This window comes from Streptococcus sp. (genome assembly GCF_019414905.1).
In the GTDB taxonomy this organism is placed as follows: domain Bacteria; phylum Bacillota; class Bacilli; order Lactobacillales; family Streptococcaceae; genus Streptococcus.
On sequence record NZ_DXLC01000027.1, the window covers coordinates 1 to 8,421 of the forward strand.

An 8,421-nucleotide genomic window follows, 5' to 3' on the forward strand; every position below is an offset into this window, starting at 1 on the left:
CCCATGGCTGTTCATCCCAATCCCAAGAAAGTCCTGGTTATTGGGGGTGGTGACGGCGGTGTTGCTCAGGGATTAACACTCTATCCTGAACTGGAACAAATCGATATTGTGGAACCAGATGAGATGCTAGTTGAGGTCTGTCGTGAGTATTTCCCAGATTTTGCCGCAGGGCTAGATGATCCTCGTGTTACCATTTACTACCAAAATGGGCTACGCTTTTTGCGAAACTGTGAAGATGATTACGACATTATCATCAACGATGCGACGGATCCATTTGGCCATACGGAAGGGCTCTTTACAAAGGAATTTTACGGAAACAGTTATCGAGCTCTGAAGGAAGATGGTATCATGATCTACCAGCATGGGAGTCCCTTCTTTGATGAGGATGAGTCGGCTTGCCGAAGCATGCACCGAAAGGTCAATCAAGCCTTTCCAATCAGTCGGGTATATCAAGCCCATATTCCAACCAGTCCAGCTGGCTATTGGTTGTTTGGGTTTGCATCGAAAAAATACCACCCTGTCAAAGATTTTGACAAGGAAGGCTGGAAAAAACGCCAGCTTTTCACAGAATACTACACTGCAAACTTACACGTGGGAGCCTTTATGTTGCCCAAGTATGTTGAGGACATTTTAGAAGAAGAGGAAGGAAAAAAATGAGTCGTTTACTAGTTATTGGATGTGGGGGCGTTGCCCAAGTAGCTATTTCAAAGATTTGTCAAGATAGCGAAACCTTTACAGAGATTATGATTGCTAGCCGTACCAAGTCAAAATGTGATGACTTGAAGGCTAAACTGGAAGGCAAAACAAGTACAAAGATTGAGACAGCTGCTCTTGATGCTGACAAGGTAGAAGAAGTGATTGCCCTGATTGAAAACTACAAACCAGAAGCTGTTTTGAACGTAGCTTTACCATATCAAGATTTAACCATTATGGACGCTTGTTTGGCAACAGGTGTTCACTATATCGATACAGCCAACTACGAGGCTGAGGACACAGAAGACCCTGAATGGCGTGCTATCTACGAAAAACGCTGCAAGGAACTTGGTTTTACAGCCTACTTTGACTACTCATGGCAGTGGGCTTATCAAGAGAAATTCAAAAAAGCTGGCTTGACCGCTCTTCTTGGTTCTGGTTTTGATCCAGGTGTGACTAGTGTCTTTTCAGCATATGCCCTCAAACACTATTTTGATGAAATCCACTATATCGATATTTTAGACTGTAATGGTGGTGACCACGGTTATCCATTTGCGACCAACTTCAACCCAGAAATCAATCTCCGCGAGGTTTCTGCGCCAGGTTCTTACTGGGAAGATGGGAAATGGGTTGAGGTTGAAGCCATGTCTATCAAGCGTGAGTACGATTTCCCTCAAATTGGACAAAAAGATATGTATCTCCTTCACCATGAAGAAATTGAATCATTGGCCAAGAACATTCCAGGTGTCAAACGCATTCGTTTCTTTATGACTTTTGGTCAATCATACTTGACGCACATGAAATGCTTGGAAAATGTCGGTCTCCTTCGTACGGATGCCATTAACTTTAACGGCCAAGAAATCGTACCAATCCAATTCTTGAAAGCCTTACTTCCAGATCCTGCCAGCCTTGGCCCACGTACTGTTGGCAAAACTAATATTGGATGTATCTTTACAGGTGTCAAAGATGGCGTTGAAAAGACCATCTACATCTACAATGTTTGCGACCATCAGGAATGTTACGCCGAAGTTGGTTCACAAGCTATTTCTTATACAACAGGTGTTCCAGCCATGATTGGGACAAAATTAGTGATGGATGGCACTTGGAAACAACCAGGAGTTTATAACCTTGAAGAGTTTGATCCAGACCCATTCATGGAAGCTTTGAATAAATACGGTTTGCCATGGGTTGTGGTTGAAAATCCACAAATGGTGGACTAATGAAATTAGAACAAGTACCAACGCCAGCCTATGTCATTGACTTGGCCAAGTTAGAAGCCAACTGTCGCATTCTACAATATGTTCAAGAAGAAGCTGGTTGCAAGGTTTTGCTTGCCCAGAAGGCTTATTCACTCTACAAAACCTATCCCTTGATTAGCCAGTATCTATCAGGTACGACAGCCAGTGGACTCTATGAAGCTAAGCTAGCTAGAGAAGAATTTCCAGGAGAAGTCCATGTATTTGCGCCTGCTTTCAAGGATGAGGACATGGAGGAATTGCTGGAGATAACAGACCATATCGTTTTTAATTCTGAGAGACAGTTGCGTAAGCATGGTTCGTGTTGTCGTGAGGCTGGTATCAGTGTTGGTTTACGTCTCAATCCTCAATGTTCAACTCAAGGAGATCACGCGCTCTATGACCCTTGTGCACCTGGCTCCCGTTTCGGAGTTACTCTAGACAAGATTCCTAGTGATTTGCTGGAATTGGTAGACGGTCTTCATTTTCATACCCTTTGCGAGCAGGGAGCAGATGATTTACAAACAACTTTGAAAGCAGTAGAAGCGCAGTTTGGTCCCTACTTACATGAGGTCAAATGGCTCAATATGGGTGGTGGTCATCACATCACAAGAGAGGACTATGATGTAGATTTGCTGATTTCAGAAATCAAGCGTATCCGAGAAACTTACAATCTTGAAATCTATATCGAGCCTGGTGAAGCTATTGCGCTCAATGCTGGTTATCTAGCAACTGAAGTATTGGATATTGTCGAAAACGGTATGGAAATCTTGGTTTTAGATGCCTCTGCGACCTGCCATATGCCTGACGTACTTGAGATGCCCTATCGTCCACCTTTGAGAAATGGCTTTGAGGCACAGGAAAAAGCCCATACATATAGACTTTCTTCCAATACTTGTCTGACAGGAGATGTGATCGGTGATTATAGCTTTGAAAATCCAGTCCAAATCGGAGACAAACTTTATTTCGAAGACATGGCCATTTATTCTTTTGTTAAAAATAATACCTTTAATGGTATTGGATTGCCAAGTCTCTATCTCATGGATGAACAGGGAGACTGCAGCTTAGTCAAAGCCTTTGGCTATCAAGATTTTAAAGGGAGATTATCATGATGAACAGTCCAAAAAAATTAGGCTATCGTATGCCAGCAGAGTACGAACCCCATCATGGTACCCTCATGATATGGCCGACTCGACCAGGTTCATGGCCCTTTCAAGGTAAGGCAGCTAAAAAGGCTTTTAGCCAGATTATCAAAACCATAGCAGAAGGGGAAAGAGTTTATCTCTTGGTGGAGCAAGACTATCTATCTGAAGCCCAAGACTACCTTGGAGATAGCGTTATTTATCTAGACATTCCCACCAATGACGCCTGGGCGCGTGATACAGGTCCGACCATTCTCCTCAATGATAAAAGGGAAAAGTTGGCAGTCAATTGGTCTTTCAATGCTTGGGGTGGTGCTGTTGATGGTCTTTATCAAGATTATGAAGAGGATGACCAAGTAGCTAGTCGTTTTGCTGAGGCCTTGGAAATGCCTGTTTACGATGCTAAGCCTTTTGTCCTAGAAGGCGGAGCGATACATAGCGATGGTCAAGGAACCATTCTCGTGACTGAAAGTTGCTTGCTTAGTCCTGGTCGCAATCCTCATCTCAGTAAGGAAGAAATCGAAAATACCTTATTAGAGTGCCTTGGCGCTGAAAAAGTTATTTGGCTTCCTTATGGTATTTATCAGGACGAAACCAATGAACACGTTGACAACGTTGCAGCCTTTGTTGGTCCTGCAGAGCTTGTTTTGGCTTGGACAGACGACGAAAGTGATCCTCAATATGCCATGTCAACAGCTGATTTAGCGCTTTTAGAAAAGGAAACAGATGCAAAAGGTCGTCACTTCATTATTCATAAATTACCTATCCCTGCAGTTCGACAAGTTGTGACAGAAGAAGATCTTCCTGGTTATTCCTACGAAGAAGGAGAAGAAGAGCGATACGCAGGTGAAAGGCTTGCTGCCTCCTATGTCAATTTCTATATTGCCAACAAGTCTGTTTTAGTGCCACAGTTTCAGGATAAAAACGACCAAGTAGCCTTAGATATCCTCAGTAAGTGTTTCCCAGACCGTAAAGTTGTCGGAATACCAGCCAGAGATATTCTCTTAGGTGGTGGAAATATTCACTGTATCACCCAACAAATCCCAGAATAGGAGAAAAAGATGAGAAATGTAAAAGTTTCAGCCATTCAGATGCAATGTGCCAAGGATGTGGAAACAAATATTCAAACAGCAGAGCGTTTAGTACGTCAGGCTGCAGAACAAGGCGCACAAATTGTTCTCTTGCCCGAGTTGTTTGAACGTCCCTATTTCTGTCAGGAACGCCAGTATGACTACTACCAGCATGCCCAATCCGTAGCAGAAAATACTGCCATTCAGCATTTTAAGGTGATTGCTAAGGAACTACAGGTTGTTTTACCGATTAGTTTCTATGAAAAAGATGGCAATGTCTTATATAACTCTATTGCCGTCATTGATGCAGATGGAGAAGTGCTGGGCGTTTATCGAAAGACCCACATACCAGACGACCATTACTATCAAGAGAAATTTTATTTTACGCCTGGCAATACAGGTTTCAAGGTCTGGGATACGCGCTATGCTAAGATTGGGATCGGTATCTGTTGGGATCAATGGTTCCCTGAAACAGCGCGCTGTCTTGCGTTAAATGGGGCAGAATTGCTCTTTTATCCAACTGCTATTGGCTCTGAGCCTATCCTAGATACGGACAGTTGTGGTCATTGGCAACGTACCATGCAAGGACACGCAGCAGCTAATATTGTTCCAGTCATTGCAGCCAATCGCTATGGCTTTGAAGAAGTCGCTCCAAGTGAGGAAAATGGTGGACAGAGTTCCAGTCTTGACTTCTACGGTTCATCCTTTATGACGGATGAAACAGGCGCTATTCTAGAACGAGCTGAAAGACAAGCTGAAGCTGTTCTGTTAGTAACTTATGACCTAGATAAGGGAGCAAGCGAGCGCCTAAACTGGGGCTTGTTTCGAGATAGAAGACCCGAAATGTATCAACGGATTACGGATTAGTAGGAGAGAAATGAGAGATTCATTCTGCTGGATTAACTTCTTATTTGCAACTATAAGATACTAGGTCATCTAGCAAGGAGCATGAGGTGATTCAAGCCTTTTCCGGTACAGAAGGAATCATGCGTTTTGACCAAGGTGGGATTGACCTCGTTTTGCTAGATATCATGCTTCCTGGGAAAAATGGGGATCAGGTTTTAAAAGCCATCAGGGAACAAAGTCAAACTCCAGTCATTATGCTAACGGCTTTGAGCGATAAGAAGTTAATCAGTCAATACCTCTTAGACGGTGCCAATGATTACATAGTCAAACCTTTTGATTTGGACGAAGTCTTTGCTAGAGTTACTGTTCAATTACGCCAAAGTGCAGAAAAACAGCCTATGGAAATAGGAAAAACTGAACATCTGCCACAAAACTTGAAAAATATCCAGTTTGATGCAGAAAGTTTTGAAATCAAAAATAGTCAGGAAACGATTCGCCTTGCCAAGAAAGAATGCTTGATTCTCCAAACTCTCCTCAAACATCCTAAGAAAATTTTTACCAAGGAAGAACTTTATGAATTGGTCTGGGAGGATAGCTACCTACCTGGAGATAATACCCTCAATACGCATTTGAGTAATCTTCGTAAAAAATTAAACCAGCTTGACCCAAATCAAGAATATATTGAAACCATTTGGGGAGTTGGAGTAAGATTAAAAGGAGACAAGCAATGACCTACATGATAATTTTTGTCCTACTAGTACTCCTAATTATTTTATCGATTGCATTGATTCGCTATCATCTAGCACTTAAAAACTTGAGTCAACAGATTGAAGATAAAATTCTCACAGGTAGTATGAAAAGAGTCGGAATCAGCATTTTTTCCAAACATTTTTTACATCTCTACCAGCAGATTGAGAATCTATTTCAGGAAGTAGAGCAATCTCGATTGGTTATGAAAAGGGAAAAGCAGACTCTGGATATGGCCATCAGCAATATTGCCCATGATATTCGGACACCTCTGACTATCGCTTCAGGTTACACCCAACAATTGATAAAATCTCCTGAAGACAAAGCAGAAACCCTACAAAAAATAGCCCAGCATCTTGATTTAGTTTCCAAACGTTTGGAGGCTCTCATAGAATACCGTCGTTTGATGGAAGGAGCTGTCAAACCGAAACTGGAAGAAATAGATCTCTCAGCTTTTATCACCAAGAAGACTTTGGCTTATTATGATGTTTTTCAGGTGGCAAATATCATGCTTGATTTTAAGGTTGAAACTGGTCTGAAAATGAGGACTGATGAAGACTTACTGGATCGAATTTTACAAAATTTGCTTGGGAATGTCCTCAAACATGGCAAGGAAGAAGCGCGACTATCTTTGAGAAAGGAAAAGGAACAGCTTATCTTAGAGATTGCAAACCTTGTCAAACTCAGCAACCGTTTTTATTCTGAAAATCTATCAGACACGGAAGAATCCTCTGGTTTAGGTCTTTATATCACTGAGGAATTATGCCATCTTCTCGGTGCAGAGATGAAACTAAGCACAGATGGGCAGTGGTTGTCGGTTTTCATTTACTTTTAACGAAATAAACCTCCTCTGTAGCCTAGAGGAGGTCATTTTTTATAAACTTTTCTTTTTGAAAACTTCCAGTCCACTTAGATTAAAGATTACAATAACAGCTAAGGTAACTATAAGTGTATAGAAAATGGATTCACTATTAGCAGTCATAGCATAGAAAAACTGCAATGATAAATATGGCAAAATTTTGATACTTGGGAAGATGAGCATTGGCATAGATAGTAAGATAGAGCTGACCAAATAACCAATAAATACAGCAAGATAAGAATGACTCACATAGAGAATAAAAGAAACGATGGAAAGCCAAGCAAGTAGGCAAAGAAATTGAAGGAAAATGGTTATCAGTAGATTTCCAATAAAGCCATCAGGCATAGTTCCAAATCCATTTAAGATAGTTGCTGGAATAAAGGCAATCACAAGACAGATGATGACTTGTAAAAGTGCAATACAAGCTAATACAAAGGCTTTGGCAAGGAAAAACTCGGTACGAGAGACACCCACTGTTAAATTATTTTTATAGAGTTTGCCGATTAAATCAACTCCAAGAACGAGGCAGGCTAGGATTATGCAGAGAAAAACGAGGTTTGAACCTTGACTAGATGCGTTAATAAGTGCTTGTACACCGTCCCAACCATGGGTCGGAATTTCTGGTTCTTCTGTCTGTATTGCCATCAGATGGCCAGTAGCTCCTATACTTGCCCCCATTAGCATGAGAGCAAAGAGAATGAACTCTGTAATCCAGAATCCTTTGGAACGGAAAAGACGGTAAAAGTCTGCTTGAATGGTATGTATCATGATTTTCCTCCTATTCGACCAATTGAGTGAAGTATTCTTCTAGGTTTTGACGGGCATAGTAAATTTCGTCAATAGCGACATCTGCCAAAGTTAGTTCCTTGAGAATCTGTTTGACATCTTGTTCCTGACCAAAGATATGGATTTCATTTTCTGGATTAACAACCTTGAACTGGAGCTGGATTTGTTCTTTCAATAATTGGCAAGCTTTCTCTTTGTCAGCTGTCTTAAGCACAATATAATCCTCACTTAGTGTTTCAAATTCAGCTTTGCTGATTTCACGAATAATCTTTCCTTGATCTAAAATACCAAAGCGATTGGCAAGGAGATAGAGTTCTGACAGGATATGGCTAGAGATGAGAATGGTTATCCCTTTTTCTTGATTGAGCCGTTGAATCATCAGACGAAATTCTTTGATACCGATTGGGTCGAGACCGTTGATAGGTTCATCTAAGATTAGGAAGTCTGGTTTGGATAGGAGGGCAATGGCGATGCCAAGTCTTTGTTTCATTCCTAGCGAGAAATCACGAAAGACTTTATTACCTGTATTTGGTAAACCTACATAGTCTAGCGTTTCTCGAATGACTTGATCAGCATTTGGAATATGGCGAATCATACAATAATATTTCAGATTTTGGTAGGCTGTTAAGTGATTATGTGCTACGGGTGATTCGATAACAGAACCTACTCGAGATAGAGCCTTGGTCCACTCATTTTCCGATTGACTAGAAAAGAGGGAAACAGTTCCTTTATCCGCAAACAGTAGTTGCGTAATAATTTTTATCAACGTGGTCTTCCCAGCTCCGTTCTTTCCGATAAGTCCATAAATATCTCCCTCTCTTATCGTTAGATGAAGATCCTGAAGAATAGCTTGTTTGTCAAAGTTTTTGGACAATCCATGAATGTCAAGTACTGTTTTCATGATTCTCTCCTTTTGATTTATTTTGTTAAGTTTAGTATAAAGCATAGAAATCAAAGAAAGCTCAAGAATTTCTAAAGAGTTTCTAAAGTTTTAGGAATTCTTAAATAGCAAAACCCAGTTGACACGAACTGGGCTTCTTGAT

Annotated in this window: 8 protein-coding genes and 1 pseudogene; 7 read left to right on the plus strand and 2 right to left on the minus strand. The window is 41.1% G+C overall.

Annotated elements, in window-relative coordinates:
• From speE to QZ359_RS00625, 7 genes and pseudogenes are all read left to right on the plus strand, one after another.
• Positions 1–657 (plus strand): polyamine aminopropyltransferase (gene speE / locus QZ359_RS00595; protein WP_293951852.1); only part of this gene is annotated, 657 nt, incomplete at its 5' end.
• Complete coding sequence (locus QZ359_RS00600) at positions 654–1,913, plus strand: saccharopine dehydrogenase family protein (protein ID WP_293951854.1); 1,260 nt, start codon at positions 654–656, stop codon at positions 1,911–1,913. The genes speE and QZ359_RS00600, both read left to right, overlap by 4 nt.
• Positions 1,913–3,040 carry a carboxynorspermidine decarboxylase gene (gene nspC / locus QZ359_RS00605; protein WP_261040069.1) on the plus strand — a complete coding sequence of 376 codons (1,128 nt, stop codon included), beginning with the start codon at positions 1,913–1,915 and terminating at the stop codon, positions 3,038–3,040. The genes QZ359_RS00600 and nspC overlap by 1 nt, the downstream gene beginning before the upstream one ends.
• Positions 3,037–4,122: an agmatine deiminase gene (gene aguA / locus QZ359_RS00610; protein ID WP_261040068.1), complete on the plus strand. Its 1,086-nt coding sequence runs from the start codon at positions 3,037–3,039 to the stop codon at positions 4,120–4,122. Before nspC ends, aguA begins: the two co-directional genes overlap by 4 nt.
• Before the next feature lie 9 nt (positions 4,123–4,131).
• The gene (gene aguB / locus QZ359_RS00615) at positions 4,132–5,007 is read left to right on the plus strand and encodes an N-carbamoylputrescine amidase (RefSeq protein WP_261219464.1); all 876 of its coding nucleotides are present in this window, start codon (positions 4,132–4,134) and stop codon (positions 5,005–5,007) included.
• Between the two features lie 71 nt (positions 5,008–5,078).
• Positions 5,079–5,717, plus strand: a pseudogene (locus tag QZ359_RS00620) (response regulator transcription factor); the annotation flags it as partial.
• Entirely contained in the window at positions 5,714–6,568 is an 855-nt protein-coding gene (locus QZ359_RS00625) for a HAMP domain-containing sensor histidine kinase (protein WP_293951859.1), read from the plus strand. The pseudogene QZ359_RS00620 and the gene QZ359_RS00625, both read left to right, overlap by 4 nt.
• Before the next feature lie 39 nt (positions 6,569–6,607).
• Here QZ359_RS00625 and QZ359_RS00630 read toward each other — a convergent pair whose 3' ends face one another.
• Positions 6,608–7,360, minus strand: a complete 753-nt coding sequence (locus tag QZ359_RS00630) for an ABC transporter permease (RefSeq protein ID WP_293951861.1) — start codon at positions 7,358–7,360, stop codon at positions 6,608–6,610.
• 10 nt (positions 7,361–7,370) lie between these two features.
• On the minus strand, positions 7,371–8,279 hold the full coding sequence (locus tag QZ359_RS00635) for an ABC transporter ATP-binding protein (RefSeq protein WP_293951863.1): 909 nt from the start codon (positions 8,277–8,279) through the stop codon (positions 7,371–7,373).
• Positions 8,280–8,421: the final 142 nt, after the last annotated feature.